We start from the raw sequence: 14,463 nt of genomic DNA on the forward strand, positions 1-14,463 counted from the left end.
AGTGCTAGAGATGCGTGTCGAGGTAGTCGCGCACATTGTCGAAGGTCTCGGACAGGAAGTCCTTGTTTACCCAGAAAAAGATCTCTTTGCCGATCTTCTCCGAACAGAGCACGCCGGCTTCGCGCAGGATCTTGAGGTGATGGGAGACAGCGGGTCGCGACAGGGTGGACACCCCGGCGATCTGGCTGACATTGAGTCGTTCGCTCCCCTCGAATGTCAGCAGGATGCGCTGCCGGTGCTCGTCGCCGAGTGCCGTGAAGACGCGCGACATCTGCTGCCACGCTGCGGGGATCGCACGGGAATAGTCGGGATTCATGCGATCATGTTCGCGAGCGCTGTCCTGTCCTGTCAATCCCGCACGCACAGCTCTTCTATAAGCTGAAAGACAGCAGGCATAGGCTTACGCATGTTGCAGTGCAGGCGTGGTTTGACTTCGCTGTGGTTAACCCCTAGAATTGACGGGATTTTTATGCGGTTGCCCGCAGCTGCGGCAAGCCGGGATTACCGATGCTGAAAACAGTGCTGCTGCAGTTGGGTGCAAGCCTCGTCGCCACGGCCATTGCGGCCGTTTTTTTCGGGCCTCGCGGGGCAATCTCGGCGGCGTACGGCGGCCTGGCATGCACAGTGCCATCGTGGATATTTGCGCTGCGCCTGGGAGTGATGGCCAGGCGGCAGCTTGCAACTGTGACTGGATTTGTGGTCGGCGAGTTCATCAAGATCGCGTCGATCGTTGGATTGTTGGTGCTGTTTCCGGTCTTGTATCCGGAGGTCCATTGGGGCGCTCTGCTGATCGGCCTGATTCTGGCGCTTAAAGCGAATTTGTTTGCATTCTTGGTAAGAAACTGACTATGGCTACAGAGCACGCACCAACCGCATCCGAGTACGTCGTACACCACCTGACCCACCTCAACAGCACAGGGCACGCCCAGAAGAGCATCGTCGACTTCAGCGTCATCAATGTCGATTCGCTGTTCTACTCCGTTACCCTCGGTCTGCTGACCGTCTTCCTTCTCTGGCTGGCTGCCCGCAAGGCGACCTCCGGTGTGCCGGGCCGTTTCCAGGGTTTCATCGAGTTGATGGTCGAAATGGTCGCCGATCAGGCCAAGGGCATTATCCACAGCGCCGAATCGCGCAAGTTCGTTGCGCCGCTCGCGCTCACCGTGTTCGTCTGGATCTTCCTGATGAACGCGATGGACATGCTGCCGGTCGATCTGCTACCGCGCATCTGGGAGGGCGTTTACGCTTCCGCGGGCGGCGATCCGGCCCACGCCTACATGCGCATCGTGCCGACCGCCGACCTCTCCGCCACGCTAGGCATGTCCTGCGGCGTGCTGCTCCTCTGCCTCTACTACAACGTCAAGATCAAGGGCGTGTCGGGCTGGATCCACGAGCTCTTCACCGCGCCCTTCGGCAGCCATCCGCTGCTCTACCCGATCAACTTCGCGATGCAGATCATCGAGTTCGTCGCCAAGACCGTGTCCCACGGCATGCGACTGTTCGGCAACATGTACGCCGGCGAGCTGATCTTCATCTTGATCGCGCTGCTGGGCTCCACCGCCACGGTGTTCGGCTTCGTCGGTCACGTGGTCGCCGGTTCGATCTGGGCCATCTTCCACATCCTGATCATCACCCTGCAGGCCTTCATCTTCATGATGCTGACCCTGGTGTACATCGGTCAGGCGCACGAAAGTCACTAACGGTTTATCGCAGTACCCACTTTTTAAACTCAATCATCTTTAACTAAGGAGTCGTCATGGAAAACGTTCTGGGTTTTGTTGCGCTGGCTGCTGGTCTGATCATCGGTCTGGGTGCTATCGGTGCGTGTATCGGTATCGGCATCATGGGTTCCAAGTACCTCGAAGCCTCCGCACGTCAGCCCGAACTGATGAACGCGCTGCAAACCAAGATGTTCCTGCTGGCTGGTCTGATCGACGCCGCGTTCCTGATCGGTGTCGGTATCGCGATGATGTTCGCCTTCGCCAACCCGTTCCAGCTCTGATCGGTTCGAGTTCCTCTCAACATCACTGAGGGCCTAGAACAGTGAATCTGAACGCAACCCTGATAGCCCAGCTCGTTGTGTTCTTCATTCTGGCGTGGTTCACGATGAAATTCGTGTGGCCGCCCATCGTGAAGGCACTGGACGAGCGCGCGAAGAAAATCGCCGACGGGCTGGCAGCTGCGGACAAGGCCAAGGCCGATCTGGCTCTCGCCGAGAAGAAGGTCGTCGAGGAACTGCGCAAGGCTCGCGAATCCGCGGGCGATGTGCGTGCCTCCGCTGAAAAGCAGGCGAGCCAACTGGTCGACGAGGCACGTGCCGAAGCTGCCCGCATCATCGCCCAGGCTCGCGAAGCCGCGGAAGCCGAAGCCGGCGCCGCCGCCCAGCGTGCCAAGGAAGCCTTGCGCGACCAGGTCGCTCATCTGGCTGTTGCCGGCGCGGAGAAGATCCTGCGTCGCGAGATCAACGCCCAGGTGCACGCCGAGCTGCTTGCCAACCTGAAACAGGAACTGCAATAAGTCATGGCCGAGAACGTCACCATCGCGCGCCCTTATGCGGATGCCGCCTTCGAGCTGGCCCGCGGGGCAGGTGCGCTGGGGCCTTGGTCGGAAGCACTGGATCGGCTCGCCGCTGTGGCGGCCGATTCCGACATGCGGGCGTGTATCAACGATCCCAAGCTTTCCGCTGACCAGCTGAACACGCTGGTGCAGGAAGTCGGTGGGAATCTGACCGCCGAGCAGCAGAACTTCGTCCGCGTCCTCGTGGATAACGAACGTCTGCAGGTGCTTCCGGAGATCCGTGACCTGTTCGTTGCTTTCAAGAACGAACACGAAGGCGTCCTGGAGGCGGAAATCGCCTCCGCCTTCCCCCTCGACGATGCCGCCCTGGCTGCACTGAAGGCCGATCTGGAAGCGCGCTTCCAGGCCAGGCTGAACGTGACTGTCAGCATCGACCCCGAGCTCATCGGTGGGGTCCGCATCGCCGTCGGCGACGAAGTGATCGACGCCTCGGTCCGCGGCAAGCTCGCGAACATGGCCGCTGCGCTCAAGAACTAGGAGTTATCGCAAAATGCAACTCAACCCCTCTGAAATCAGTGATCTGATTAAGAGCCGGATTCAGAACCTGCAGCTCGCCGCCACGTCGCGCAACGAGGGTACGGTGGTTTCCGTCACCGACGGTATCACCCGTATCCACGGCCTCACCGACGTCATGCAGGGCGAAATGCTGGAGTTCCCCGGCAACACCTTCGGCCTCGCGCTCAACCTCGAGCGTGATTCCGTCGGCGCGGTCGTGCTCGGCGAATACGAGCACATCACCGAAGGCGACACCGTCAAGGCCACCGGCCGCATTCTCGAAGTGCCCGTCGGCCCCGAGCTGATCGGTCGCGTCGTCAATGCCCTGGGTCAGCCGATCGACGGCAAGGGCCCGATCAACGCCAAGCTCACCGACAAGATCGAGAAGGTCGCGCCGGGCGTCATCGCCCGTCAGTCCGTTTCGCAGCCGGTGCAGACCGGTCTGAAGTCGGTCGACTCCATGGTGCCGATCGGCCGTGGCCAGCGCGAGCTGATCATCGGCGACCGCCAGACCGGCAAGACGGCCGTCGCGGTTGATGCCATCATCAACCAGAAAGGCCAGAACATGTTCTGCGTCTACGTTGCGATCGGCCAGAAGGCTTCGACTATCGCCAACGTGGTGCGCAAGCTGGAAGAGAACGGCGCGATGGAATACACCATCGTCGTCGCCGCGACCGCTTCCGAATCCGCCGCCATGCAGTACCTCTCGGCCTACGCCGGTTGCACCATGGGCGAGTACTTCCGTGACCGTGGCATGGACGCGCTGATCGTTTATGACGATCTGACCAAGCAAGCCTGGGCCTACCGCCAGGTCTCGCTGCTGCTGCGCCGTCCGCCGGGCCGAGAAGCCTACCCGGGCGACGTGTTCTACCTGCACTCCCGCCTGCTCGAGCGCGCCGCTCGCGTGAACGCCGACTACGTCGAGAAGTTCACCAACGGCGAAGTCAAGGGCAAGACCGGTTCGCTGACCGCCCTGCCGGTCATCGAAACCCAGGCCGGCGACGTGTCCGCCTTCGTTCCGACCAACGTGATCTCGATTACCGACGGTCAGATCTTCCTGGAAACCGACCTCTTCAACGCCGGTATCCGTCCCGCGATCAACGCCGGTATCTCGGTGTCCCGCGTCGGCGGCGCTGCCCAGACCAAGGTCATCAAGAAGCTCTCCGGCGGTATCCGTACCGACCTCGCGCAGTACCGCGAACTCGCCGCCTTCGCCCAGTTCGCCTCCGATCTGGACGATGCGACCCGCAAGCAGCTCGAGCGCGGCCGCCGCGTGACCGAGCTGATGAAGCAGCCGCAATACGCGCCGCTGTCGGTCGCCGAAATGGCCATCACCCTGTACGCGGTGAACAACGGCTATTTCGACGACGTCGAAGTGGCTCGTGTGCTGGCCTTCGAATCCGGTCTGCAACAGTTCGTCAAGGCCAAGGCGCCTGAGCTCGTCGCCAAGATCGCCGACACCAAGGAACTCGACGCCGATGGCGAGAAGACCCTGGTTGCCGCGATCGCCGAGTTCAAGAAGAGCTGGGCCTAAGGCCGCGGACGGAGACGGAATATGGCTAGCGGTAAGGAAATCCGTACCAAGATCAAGAGCGTGCAAAACACGCGCAAGATCACCAAGGCCATGGAAATGGTGGCCGCGTCCAAAATGCGCAAGGCGCAGGACCGGATGCGTGCTGCCCGCCCCTACGCCGAAAAGATCCGCCGACTCGCCGCGAACCTGTCCCAGGCCAACGTCACCGACTACAAGCACCCCTTCCTGGTCCGCAAGGACCAGATCAAGCGGGTGGGCCTGATCCTGGTCACGACCGACAAGGGTCTGTGTGGTGGCTTGAACACCAACGTTCAGCGTATCGCGGTCAACGCGATGAAGGAATGGGAGGCCGCTGGGGCCACCGAGATCCGTGCCTGCTGCATCGGCAACAAGGGTTTCGGTTTCATGCAGCGCATCGGTGCCAAAGTGGTGTCGCATGTGACGCAACTCGGCGACACCCCGCACCTCGAAAAGCTGATCGGCCCGGTCAAGGTGATGCTCGACGCGTTCCAGAACGGCGAGCTCGACGCGGTTTACGTGGCCTACACGCGCTTCATCAACACCATGAAGCAGGAGCCGATGCTCGAGCAGCTGCTCCCGCTCACCGGTGAAAAGCTCGGTACCCCGGACAACTCCTGGGACTACCTCTACGAGCCGGATCCGCAGGTGGTGATCGACGAGCTGCTGGTGCGTTACGTCGAAGCGCTGGTCTACCAGGCCGTAGCCGAGAACATGGCTTCCGAACAGAGCGCGCGCATGGTGGCGATGAAGGCCGCGTCCGACAATGCCAAGAACGTGATAGGCGAACTGCAGCTGGTCTACAACAAGACCCGCCAGGCCGCGATCACCAAGGAGCTGTCGGAAATCGTCGGTGGCGCCGCCGCGGTCTAACGGATTATTGATTAAGGAAAGACGATGAGTAACGGTACTATCGTTCAGTGCATCGGCGCGGTGGTGGACATCCAGTTCCCGCGCGATTCGATGCCCAAGGTGTATGACGCCCTGAAGCTTGAGGACGCCGCCGACTCCTTCGCCGAAGCTGGCCTGACCTTCGAGGTCCAGCAGCAACTCGGTGATGGCGTCGTGCGTACGATTGCGATGGGTTCCTCCGACGGCCTGCGCCGCGGCATGAAGGTGTCCAACACCGGCAAGCAGATCTCGGTGCCGGTCGGTCACGGTACGCTGGGTCGCATCATGGACGTGCTCGGCCGCCCGATCGACGAAGCTGGCCCGATCGAGACCGACGAGCTGCGCGCCATCCACCAGAAGGCCCCGAAGTTCGACGAATTGTCCCCGTCCGTGGAACTGCTCGAGACCGGCATCAAGGTTATCGACCTGATCTGCCCGTTCGCCAAGGGCGGCAAGGTCGGCCTGTTCGGCGGCGCTGGCGTGGGCAAGACCGTGAACATGATGGAGCTGATCAACAACATCGCCAAGCAGCACTCGGGCTTGTCGGTGTTTGCTGGCGTGGGCGAGCGTACCCGTGAGGGCAACGACTTCTACCACGAGATGAAGGACTCCAACGTTCTCGACAAGGTCGCGATGGTGTTCGGTCAGATGAACGAACCCCCGGGCAACCGTCTGCGCGTGGCGCTGACCGGCCTGACCATGGCCGAGCGTTTCCGCGACGAAGGCCGCGACATCCTGTTCTTCGTGGATAATATCTACCGCTACACGCTGGCCGGTACCGAAGTGTCCGCGCTGCTGGGCCGTATGCCTTCCGCGGTGGGTTACCAGCCGACGCTGGCCGAAGAAATGGGCCGTCTGCAGGAGCGCATCACCTCGACCAAGGTCGGCTCGATCACCTCGATCCAGGCCGTGTATGTGCCGGCGGATGACTTGACCGACCCGTCGCCTGCCACCACCTTCCTCCACCTCGACTCCACCGTCGTGCTGTCGCGTGACATCGCTGCCCTGGGTATCTACCCGGCGGTCGATCCGCTCGACTCCACCAGCCGCCAGCTCGATCCGCTGGTCGTTGGCGAAGAGCACTACAACGTCGCTCGTGCTGTGCAGCAAACCCTGCAGAAGTACAAGGAACTGCGCGACATCATCGCGATTCTGGGTATGGACGAACTGTCGCCGGACGACAAGCTCGCCGTGGCCCGTGCGCGTAAGATCCAGCGCTTCCTGTCGCAGCCCTTCCACGTTGCCGAAGTGTTTACCGGTTCGCCGGGCAAGTACGTTACGCTCAAGGACACCATCGCCGGCTTCAAGGCGATCGTCAGCGGCGAATACGACCACCTGCCGGAGCAGGCCTTCTACATGGTCGGCGGCATCGAGGAAGTGCTCGAGAAGGCGAAGAAGCTGCAGTAATTCGCCCCCTCCGCGCCGGCATCAGTCGGCGCGGTCTTGAAAAGGACATACCATGGCAATGACGGTTCATGTCGATATCGTCAGCGCGGAAGAGCAGATCTTCTCCGGTCTGGCCGAGTTTGTTGCACTGCCGGGTGAAGCCGGCGAGCTCGGCATTCTGCCGGGCCACATGCCGCTGATGACCCGGATCAAACCGGGTGCGGTGCGCGTGAAGGTGCAGAATCAGGCGGAAGAAGAAGTGGTGTTCGTGGCTGGCGGCTTGCTGGAAGTTCAACCCGGTCTGGTGACGGTGCTGGCCGATACCGCGATCCGCGGCAAGGATCTGGACGAAGCCAAGGCCCTCGAAGCCAAGAAGAAGGCGGAAGAGGCGTTGGCCAACCAGTCCTCCCAGCTCGACTATGCGAAGGCTCAGGCCGAACTGGCCGAGGCGATCGCGCAGATCGCGGCGATCCAGCGCTTGCGCAAGGGCATACACTGACGCTCGGCTGTATTACGACGTCAAAAGACAAGGGCAGCCATATGGCTGCCCTTGTTGTTTGATGATCCCGTGCTTGCCCGTTCGGCACACGGAAGGGCTTCCTAGCGCGTAACGCTCAGTCGCGCGATGCGCTTTTCGGTGCGCCCTACCGCGTCGCGCAATTCGATAATTTCACGCGAGAAGGCGGCGAGCGCTTCGCGGCGAACCAGCACGGGTTTCTCTTCGGTAAGGTATTCGGCCAGATTGTCGGCGGTGTTGAGCAAAGCCTGACGTTGGGCCGTGGCGAATGCCTTGCCGGTGCTGACTGCGCGATGTGCCAGGATGTCGCCGATGATACGGGAGAGATCCTCCTCGACATCCCAGCGCAGGTTGCGGAAGACGAAGCCCAGGGCGTCGGCGAACTCGGCGTTTCCCTCGATGCGCACGTGGCGCATCAAGGCTGACGAACCCTCGGTCAGCATCTGCGGAATTTCGCCCGCAGGCAGGCTTAGCCGGACGTCGGGCTGCCTTTCCTGCCCTTGCCATTCGGCCAGATAGCCGTCGTTGGCGACTGAGAAGTTCAGGTCCAGCGGCGTGACGTCGAGATGCGCGGTCCGGCCGGCGTGCGGCATCAGGCGTTGTCGTGCCCAGCCCGACTGGGCGAGCACGTGATTGGTGGCTGACAGGAAGAGGCGGCTGATCATCGGAAGCGGGAAAGGGCTTTGCCTTTCCACATGATTAGTTGAGCTGCTGGATGCCTGCCACGACCCAGCCGGCTTTGCCGTTCACCGCCTTGGTCAGGTGCCAGATCTCGTCGAACGGGACCGCCGGCGCATCGCTCGTTTCACGGATCAGACCGTTGAAACGGACGCTGACGATATAGCGCTGGGCTTCCTCTAGTACATCGACGACCTGGGCATTGAGTTCGACGACGTCCGTCCGCTGGGAAGCGGGACCGCGTTCACCGATTTGCAGCTTGATCTCGGCGAACATCTCTGGCGACGTGAACTCGCGGATGTCGTCGAGGTTGCCAGCATCGTTGGCGGCCTGGAGGCGGATGAAGTTGACCTTGGCCTGGCGGGTGAAGGCGTCCACGTCGAAGCCGGCCGGCAGTTGCGATCCGCTTGCCGTGCTCGGCATAGCCGCGCTGGCGGCGGGCACATGGGACTGGCCGCCGGCAGCGGCGTACTGCATGCCTTGCTGCTGCATTGGGGCACGGCGGAAGAGCATGCGGAAGACCAGCAGGGCACCCACCAGCAGAAGGGCGATCAGGACGAAGGAGGCGAGTTCCTCGCCCAGGCCGAGATGGGAGAACAGTGCGGCGAGGCCCAGGCCCGCGGCCAGACCGGCGATCGGGCCGAGCCAGTTGCGCTTGGGCTGGGCCTGGGCTGGCGCCGCGGTGGTCGTCTGCTTCTGGCCGCTCAGGTTCTGCTGAGGCGCGGTGGCGGGCTGCTGCGGTGTCGTCTGGCGTTGCATGCCGATACTGCTGCCACCGCCGAGACGCTTGGCTTCTGCCTCAGGCAAACCGAAGCCGATGGTGAACAGCGTGACGATCAGGCTGAGGATGAAGTGCTTCATGAGGGCCGTCTCCGTGCGTCAAGTCTTGTAACCGCGGTGCAGCGCGACCACGCCGGCACTGAGGTTGAAGTAATCGACACGGCGGAGCCCGGCTTGTTCCATCATCTCCTTAAGTTCCATCTGGCCGGGGTGCATGCGGATCGATTCGGCCAGATAGCGGTAGCTGTCGGCATCGTTCGCGACCTTGTCGCCCATCCAGGGGAGGATCTTGAACGAATAGAGGTCGTAGATCGGCGCCAGCGGCTTCCACACCTTGGAGAACTCCAGCACCAGCAGGCGGCCGCCCGGGCGCAGCACGCGCCGCATTTCGGCCAGGGCCACGTCCTTGTGCGTCATGTTGCGCAGGCCGAAGGCGACGGTGACGCAGTCGAACCAGTCGTCGGGAAACGGCAGCTTTTCGGCGTTGCACTGCGCCACGGGCAGCGAGAGCCCGTGATCGAGGACGCGGTCGCGGCCGCGGGACAGCATGGCGTGGTTGATGTCGGTCAGCCACACCTGTCCGCTGCTGCCCACCTTGCGGGCAAAGGCGAGCGAAAGATCCGCGGTGCCGCCGGCCACGTCGAGCACGCGATCGCCGCTGCGCACGCCCGAAACCTGGATGGTGAAGGCCTTCCACAGCCGATGCAGCCCCAGTGACATCAGGTCGTTCATCACGTCGTAGCGCGAGGCGACCGAGGAGAACACCTCGGCGACCTTCTTCTGCTTGAGGTTCTCGGCGACGGTCTCGAAACCGAAATGGGTGGTCTTGTCGTTCATCGGCAACTCAGTGATGGTGTCCGCAACCGGATTTTGGAGCCGGTGGCGGCAGGTCGGCCGCGTTGCGGCTGCCGCCGGCCTGCGCCAGGCAGTCGAGATATTGCTGCCACAGCACGTCGTGCTCGCGGCCTAGCATGTAGAGGTAGTCCCAGGAGTAGAGGCCGCTGTCGTGGCCGTCCGAAAAAACCGGCTTGATCGCGTAGTTGCCCACCGGCTCGAGACTGGTGATGTCGACATCGCGTTTGCCTTGTTGCAGCGTTTCCTGGCCGGGGCCGTGACCCCGGACTTCGGCCGATGGCGAATGGACCCGCAGGAATTCGAAAGGCAAGCGGAACACGCTGCCATCGTCGAAGCTGATTTCCAGCACGCGGGACTGCTTGTGCAGGGTGATGTCGGTGGGAAGCGGGGTATCCTTGTCGAGTCCGGCCATGGTGCTAGCCTCCGTATCGGGGCGTCAATCATACCCGAATCGACCCGGGCCATCGGACGGCGCTCCGTGCTTGTGACCGGGCGTTCGGCGGTATTTCACTGCGATGACGTGTCATCAAAACGTCAAACACCTGAAATAGACTCCCGCAGATCAATCGGAGCGCAAACAAATGCCTGCCAATATTCTGCTGGTCGAAGACGAACCCGCGATCCAGGAACTGATCGCCGCCAACCTGGCGCGCGCTGGCCACCACGTGGTGCGTGCGTCCGATGCCGAGACGGCACAGCGCATCGTGCGTGACGCGCTGCCGGATCTAGTATTGCTCGACTGGATGCTGCCGGGCAGCTCCGGCATCGACTTCGCCCGCCGGCTGCGCAGCGAAGAGCGCACCCGCGAGATTCCCATCATCATGCTCACTGCGCGCGGCGAGGAGCAGGACAAGGTCACTGGCTTGGAGACAGGTGCCGACGATTACATCACCAAGCCGTTCAGTCCGCGCGAGCTGGTGGCCCGGATCAAGGCGGTGCTGCGCCGCCGGGCACCGCAGGTAACCGAGGATCCGGTGGAGCTCGGCGGCCTGCGCCTCGATCCGGCCACCCACAGGGTCAGCGCGGGCGATCGCGCCCTTGCCCTCGGCCCCACCGAGTTCCGCCTGCTGCATTTCCTGATGACCCACGCCGAGCGGGTGCATTCGCGCGCTCAGTTGCTCGACCAGGTGTGGGGCGATCACGTCTTCGTCGAAGAGCGTACCGTGGATGTCCACATCCGGCGCCTGCGCTGTGCGCTGGAACCGTCCGGCCATGACGCGCTGATCCAGACGGTTCGCGGCAGCGGCTATCGTTTTTCTTCCCAGACCGATATCGCGGCCCCGGCGCGATAATGGCCGCCTGCATCCTGCGCTAGAGGTTTCATCATTCGTTCGACAAGCTACGTATGGGTCGGCGCGGCGATCCTGCTGATCGTCCTGCTGGCGGTGGCGGGGGCGGTCGGCCTGATCGGCGGCGCAATGTGGGCTGCGCTGGCGGTGATCGCAGGCCTGCTGCTTGCTGGCTGGTACCACCTGCGCAACCTCTACCGGCTGGTGCAATGGGCGCGCGAACCCGTCGGTACTCCGTTGCCGCGCGCAAGCGGCACCTGGGATAAGGTGTTCGCGGACATGAGTCGGCGTTCGCGCATGGCCTATGACATGCGCGAGCGTCTCGCGGTTGCGTTGGAGCGCTTCCGCGATGCGAGCCAGGCGATGCCGGACGGTGTCATGTACCTGGCCGAGAGCGACACCATCGAGTGGGTGAATCTCAAGGCCGAACACCACTTCGGTGTCGATCACGAACGGGACATCGGCGCACCGGTCACCAACCTCGTCCGTCAGCCGGGTTTCGTGCAGTATCTGCAGGCGCAGAAGTACGACGAGGCGCTGGTGCTGACGTCCAACCGCCACAGCGGCCTCACGTTGCAGGTGCAGATCATCCCATTCGGCGACGGCCAGAAGATGGTGTTGTCGCGCGACATCTCGCAGCTCGAGCGGCTGGAGACCATGCGGCGGGATTTCGTTGCCAACGTCTCGCACGAACTCCGTACCCCGCTAACGGTGGTCGGCGGTTTCCTCGAAACCCTGATCGACGGGCTCGACGATTTCGAGCGTGACGACATTCTGCGCTATCTGCGGCTTGCCCACGATCAGTCCGACCGCATGCGTTACCTCATCGAGGACCTGCTGACGCTGTCGGCGCTGGAGACCGGTGCGCCTGCGCCGGCGGAGGAGCGGCTGAGTGTCGGTGCCCTTGTCAGGAACGTGTATACCGAGATGGAGGCGCTGTCGGGTGGCCGCCATACGCTGAGCCTGCAGATCGAAGGCGACGGCATGCTGCTCGGCAGCTACAAGGAACTCCACAGCGCGTTCGCCAACCTCGGCAGCAATGCGGTGCGTTACACGCCGGACGGCGGCCGCATCGAGATCGGCTGGCGGCAGGACGACAGCGGCGGCGAGTTCTGGGTGCGCGACGACGGGATCGGCATCGATGCGCAGCACATTCCACGGCTGACCGAGCGCTTCTATCGCGTCGACCGGGGGCGTTCGCGCGAGACCGGTGGCACCGGCCTGGGGCTGGCCATCGTCAAGCACATCCTGACGCGCCACCAGGCCGAGTTGCACGTGGTCAGCAGGCTGGGCGAAGGCAGTCGCTTCAGCGTGCGCTTTCCGCGGGCGCGGCTGATGCAGCAGAAGGCACTACCGGTTCGAAGCTGACCTGATCGAAGTTCGCACCCTTGAGCATCAGCTGCAGCATCCTGAACTGGCGCAGCGCGCCGTCCTGGAAGACTTCGACGATGCCCTTGGCGTGGTACCAGCCGGCCGGCAGCACCAGTGAGGCTTCCGTCTTCAAGGCAGGCGTTGCCGGCAGCATGAAACCCTGGTGGAAGGGTGCGCGACCGCTGTGCAGACCCACGGCGCGGACCGCGACCAGGCTGGGCACGCCGGCAAGGATATGGGCACCGGCTTCGAGTATCCCGTCGGCACGGAACATCAGCCAGCTGATATGGCCCAGTAGGAAGCGCTGGCTGTCTTGCGGCCGCAGGCCGACGAGCTGGTGATGCTCCAGCCGTTCGGCGCGGGGGTGCTGCTGCAGCCGGAAGCCGCCGACCGATTGATCCACCACCTCCCAGCGTTCGCATACGAAGCCGAGTTCCTCCGCCTCGCGCTGGCGACGCTGCGTGGCGCGCGCCGGATTATCCGCTACCGGTACGCGCTCGCCGAAGGTGAGCAGGGAGATGTCGCTGTTGAGTCCGGGCGTCTGTCCATAGAGGCGGGGTTGCTCGAACACCTTGCCGTTGACATGGAAACCGATGGCGAGCCAGTCGCAGCTGAGTTCGACCTCGCCACTGCTGCCGCGTCGTGGAAAGCGTCGCCCGGCAGCTGCGAGTCCCCACGGGCGATACAGCGAAAGCAGCAGACGGGCGCAGGCCTCGGTGCTGCAGTCTTCACCCAGTCCGAGCGACGAGGGTTTGACGCCCTGCTTGAACTGGGTGAGCACCGCCTGGATCTGTCCCGCCAGCTTGCTGCCGTCGAAGCGGTGCAGCCGGGTCGACTGCGCGAGCAGGCCGAGCGGACGCAGACCCTGGTCGGTGCCGAGGTCCAGGCCGTACATGTTCGGTTTCTGCGGTTCGGTGTCGACGCCCAGCTCGCAGTAGGGCGCAAAGCGCTGCGCCCAGCGGCAGACCCAGGCGAGTTCGCGTTCGGTGCGGCCGTATGGGTTGGCCAGGTCGACCAGCAGCACTGCCGCGTAGGCCTCCAGCGTGCTCTGGGCCTTCCAGACTTCGTTCTGCGGATCGGCAACGCGGATGCGCGCCAGTTGTGCTGCATCGGCGGCGGCATAGCTCTCGTGGAGTTCCGCCCACAGGCCGGCCTGTACTGCACGATGGGCGCGGAAAAACTCGATCACCGCCTGGCCCGCATAGAACAGGCGGCGCTGGAAAAGCAGGGCGCGCTGGTCGTCGAGCGTGCCGTCGTGGGCGTCGTGGCGGGCGATGCGCGCGTAGGAGCGCGCAAGATTGCGCCACAGGGTGACGACGCGCAGCAGCGTCTCGTTTTCGAGGCTGTCCGGTGGTAGTGGATGGGTGGCGTAGCGGCGCGAGAATTCGCCCTGCACGTAGCAGATCATGGCACGTGCCGCTTCGAGGACCTCGAGGTGCTGGTTGGGCGGTGGCAGCGCTTCGAGCATGCCGACCACCATGATGGACAGCGCGGCGTGGGTTTCCTCCACGTTCATCGGGTGCAGGCGCTGCAGCAGGTTCAGGCATTCGGCCGCGTTGCGGTAGTCCATGAGTGCTCCGTTGCAGGATCTTGGGCGATGCGGGCGGCACTCAACCGCGGTCGAGCGCGCTATCGATGGCCTGTGCGACGGCACGCGGATCGGGCGGTGACCGCCGCACTCCGTCGCGTTGCGGCGCGCCCCAGACCGACTCCGGGAAGTGGCGGTCGTCGGCGAAGCGCGGGATCACATGCCAGTGCAGGTGCGGCACCATGTTGCCGAAGCTGGCGAGATTGACCTTGTGCGGCTGCATCAGCTGGCGCAGGGCCTGTTCCGTGGCGACGACCACCTCGAGCAGATGGGCGCGGTCGGCGGGTGCGAGGTCGCTCATCTCGGCCACGTGTTCCCGCCAGACGACGCGGCAGAAGCCCGGGTAGTCCGGATCATCGACGCGGATGATACGGCAGCGGGCGTCTTCCCAGATGATGTCGTCCTGAGCGATGCGGCAGAGCGGGCAATCCATCGATACCTCGAGCGTGACCGGGCCGGAATTCAGTCGGAAACTTTAACGCGTCTG

18 protein-coding genes are annotated in these 14,463 nt (G+C 63.4%); 11 read left to right on the forward strand and 7 right to left on the reverse strand.

Going from position 1 to position 14,463, the window contains the following annotated elements:
- Positions 1–4 precede the first annotated feature (4 nt).
- Positions 5–316, reverse strand: a complete 312-nt coding sequence (locus CJ010_RS01055) for a helix-turn-helix transcriptional regulator (protein ID WP_141016319.1) — start codon at positions 314–316, stop codon at positions 5–7.
- Between the two features lie 191 nt (positions 317–507).
- On the opposite strand from CJ010_RS01055, the gene CJ010_RS01060 reads away from it, so the two are divergent.
- Genes CJ010_RS01060 through CJ010_RS01100 form a run of 9 tightly spaced genes read left to right on the forward strand, consistent with a single transcriptional unit; the run spans position 508 to position 7,397 of the window.
- Positions 508–846: an ATP synthase subunit I gene (locus tag CJ010_RS01060; RefSeq protein WP_141016320.1), complete on the forward strand. Its 339-nt coding sequence runs from the start codon at positions 508–510 to the stop codon at positions 844–846.
- A gap of 2 nt (positions 847–848) precedes the next feature.
- The gene (atpB, locus tag CJ010_RS01065; protein ID WP_141016321.1) at positions 849–1,697 is read left to right on the forward strand and encodes a F0F1 ATP synthase subunit A; all 849 of its coding nucleotides are present in this window, start codon (positions 849–851) and stop codon (positions 1,695–1,697) included.
- Positions 1,698–1,753: 56 nt separating this feature from the next.
- Complete coding sequence (gene atpE, locus CJ010_RS01070; RefSeq protein ID WP_002925444.1) at positions 1,754–1,999, forward strand: F0F1 ATP synthase subunit C; 246 nt, start codon at positions 1,754–1,756, stop codon at positions 1,997–1,999.
- Positions 2,000–2,040: 41 nt separating this feature from the next.
- Entirely contained in the window at positions 2,041–2,514 is a 474-nt protein-coding gene (locus tag CJ010_RS01075) for a F0F1 ATP synthase subunit B (RefSeq protein WP_141016322.1), read from the forward strand.
- Between the two features lie 3 nt (positions 2,515–2,517).
- Complete coding sequence (locus CJ010_RS01080) at positions 2,518–3,051, forward strand: F0F1 ATP synthase subunit delta (protein ID WP_141016323.1); 534 nt, start codon at positions 2,518–2,520, stop codon at positions 3,049–3,051.
- A 13-nt stretch (positions 3,052–3,064) separates the two neighbouring features.
- Positions 3,065–4,603, forward strand: a complete 1,539-nt coding sequence (gene atpA / locus CJ010_RS01085; RefSeq protein WP_141016324.1) for a F0F1 ATP synthase subunit alpha — start codon at positions 3,065–3,067, stop codon at positions 4,601–4,603.
- 21 nt (positions 4,604–4,624) lie between these two features.
- Positions 4,625–5,494 carry a F0F1 ATP synthase subunit gamma gene (gene atpG, locus CJ010_RS01090; protein WP_141016325.1) on the forward strand — a complete coding sequence of 290 codons (870 nt, stop codon included), beginning with the start codon at positions 4,625–4,627 and terminating at the stop codon, positions 5,492–5,494.
- Positions 5,495–5,518: 24 nt separating this feature from the next.
- Positions 5,519–6,919, forward strand: coding sequence for a F0F1 ATP synthase subunit beta (gene atpD / locus CJ010_RS01095; RefSeq protein WP_141016326.1), 1,401 nt, complete (start codon positions 5,519–5,521; stop codon positions 6,917–6,919).
- Positions 6,920–6,971: 52 nt separating this feature from the next.
- Positions 6,972–7,397: a F0F1 ATP synthase subunit epsilon gene (locus CJ010_RS01100; protein WP_141016327.1), complete on the forward strand. Its 426-nt coding sequence runs from the start codon at positions 6,972–6,974 to the stop codon at positions 7,395–7,397.
- 101 nt (positions 7,398–7,498) lie between these two features.
- Here CJ010_RS01100 and CJ010_RS01105 read toward each other — a convergent pair whose 3' ends face one another.
- Genes CJ010_RS01105 through CJ010_RS01120 form a run of 4 tightly spaced genes read right to left on the reverse strand, consistent with a single transcriptional unit; the run spans position 7,499 to position 10,140 of the window.
- Positions 7,499–8,080 (reverse strand): SCP2 domain-containing protein, encoded by a 582-nt coding sequence (locus tag CJ010_RS01105; protein WP_141016328.1) that lies wholly within the window; start codon positions 8,078–8,080, stop codon positions 7,499–7,501.
- A gap of 34 nt (positions 8,081–8,114) precedes the next feature.
- A complete protein-coding gene (locus CJ010_RS01110; RefSeq protein ID WP_141016329.1) occupies positions 8,115–8,954 on the reverse strand; it encodes a Tim44 domain-containing protein in 840 nt (279 codons plus the stop codon).
- A gap of 18 nt (positions 8,955–8,972) precedes the next feature.
- Complete coding sequence (ubiE, locus tag CJ010_RS01115; RefSeq protein ID WP_141016330.1) at positions 8,973–9,710, reverse strand: bifunctional demethylmenaquinone methyltransferase/2-methoxy-6-polyprenyl-1,4-benzoquinol methylase UbiE; 738 nt, start codon at positions 9,708–9,710, stop codon at positions 8,973–8,975.
- A gap of 7 nt (positions 9,711–9,717) precedes the next feature.
- On the reverse strand, positions 9,718–10,140 hold the full coding sequence (locus CJ010_RS01120; RefSeq protein ID WP_141016331.1) for a gamma-butyrobetaine hydroxylase-like domain-containing protein: 423 nt from the start codon (positions 10,138–10,140) through the stop codon (positions 9,718–9,720).
- A 169-nt stretch (positions 10,141–10,309) separates the two neighbouring features.
- Between CJ010_RS01120 and phoB the strand changes: the two genes are divergently transcribed.
- Positions 10,310–11,020, forward strand: a complete 711-nt coding sequence (phoB, locus tag CJ010_RS01125) for a phosphate regulon transcriptional regulator PhoB (RefSeq protein WP_141016332.1) — start codon at positions 10,310–10,312, stop codon at positions 11,018–11,020.
- Positions 11,021–11,146: 126 nt separating this feature from the next.
- The gene (gene phoR / locus CJ010_RS01130; RefSeq protein WP_240794471.1) at positions 11,147–12,385 is read left to right on the forward strand and encodes a phosphate regulon sensor histidine kinase PhoR; all 1,239 of its coding nucleotides are present in this window, start codon (positions 11,147–11,149) and stop codon (positions 12,383–12,385) included.
- Here the strand turns inward: phoR and CJ010_RS01135 are convergent.
- Positions 12,324–13,958: a hypothetical protein gene (locus tag CJ010_RS01135; RefSeq protein WP_141016334.1), complete on the reverse strand. Its 1,635-nt coding sequence runs from the start codon at positions 13,956–13,958 to the stop codon at positions 12,324–12,326. The two genes, phoR and CJ010_RS01135, sit on opposite strands and share 62 nt — an antisense overlap.
- A gap of 40 nt (positions 13,959–13,998) precedes the next feature.
- Complete coding sequence (locus CJ010_RS01140) at positions 13,999–14,409, reverse strand: HIT family protein (RefSeq protein WP_141016335.1); 411 nt, start codon at positions 14,407–14,409, stop codon at positions 13,999–14,001.
- Positions 14,410–14,463 lie beyond the last annotated feature (54 nt).

The organism is Azoarcus sp. DD4, from assembly GCF_006496635.1.
Taxonomy (GTDB): Bacteria; Pseudomonadota; Gammaproteobacteria; order Burkholderiales; family Rhodocyclaceae; genus Azoarcus.

Coding starts and splice junctions, on each gene's coding strand:
- CJ010_RS01055 (WP_141016319.1), bottom strand. CDS start 316: ATGAATCCCGACTATTCCCGTGCGATCCCCGCAGCGTGGCAGCAGATG.
- CJ010_RS01060 (WP_141016320.1), top strand. CDS start 508: ATGCTGAAAACAGTGCTGCTGCAGTTGGGTGCAAGCCTCGTCGCCACG.
- atpB (WP_141016321.1), top strand. CDS start 849: ATGGCTACAGAGCACGCACCAACCGCATCCGAGTACGTCGTACACCAC.
- atpE (WP_002925444.1), top strand. CDS start 1,754: ATGGAAAACGTTCTGGGTTTTGTTGCGCTGGCTGCTGGTCTGATCATC.
- CJ010_RS01080 (WP_141016323.1), top strand. CDS start 2,518: ATGGCCGAGAACGTCACCATCGCGCGCCCTTATGCGGATGCCGCCTTC.
- atpA (WP_141016324.1), top strand. CDS start 3,065: ATGCAACTCAACCCCTCTGAAATCAGTGATCTGATTAAGAGCCGGATT.
- atpG (WP_141016325.1), top strand. CDS start 4,625: ATGGCTAGCGGTAAGGAAATCCGTACCAAGATCAAGAGCGTGCAAAAC.
- atpD (WP_141016326.1), top strand. CDS start 5,519: ATGAGTAACGGTACTATCGTTCAGTGCATCGGCGCGGTGGTGGACATC.
- CJ010_RS01100 (WP_141016327.1), top strand. CDS start 6,972: ATGGCAATGACGGTTCATGTCGATATCGTCAGCGCGGAAGAGCAGATC.
- CJ010_RS01105 (WP_141016328.1), bottom strand. CDS start 8,080: ATGATCAGCCGCCTCTTCCTGTCAGCCACCAATCACGTGCTCGCCCAG.
- CJ010_RS01110 (WP_141016329.1), bottom strand. CDS start 8,954: ATGAAGCACTTCATCCTCAGCCTGATCGTCACGCTGTTCACCATCGGC.
- ubiE (WP_141016330.1), bottom strand. CDS start 9,710: ATGAACGACAAGACCACCCATTTCGGTTTCGAGACCGTCGCCGAGAAC.
- CJ010_RS01120 (WP_141016331.1), bottom strand. CDS start 10,140: ATGGCCGGACTCGACAAGGATACCCCGCTTCCCACCGACATCACCCTG.
- phoB (WP_141016332.1), top strand. CDS start 10,310: ATGCCTGCCAATATTCTGCTGGTCGAAGACGAACCCGCGATCCAGGAA.
- phoR (WP_240794471.1), top strand. CDS start 11,147: ATGTGGGCTGCGCTGGCGGTGATCGCAGGCCTGCTGCTTGCTGGCTGG.
- CJ010_RS01135 (WP_141016334.1), bottom strand. CDS start 13,958: ATGGACTACCGCAACGCGGCCGAATGCCTGAACCTGCTGCAGCGCCTG.
- CJ010_RS01140 (WP_141016335.1), bottom strand. CDS start 14,409: ATGGATTGCCCGCTCTGCCGCATCGCTCAGGACGACATCATCTGGGAA.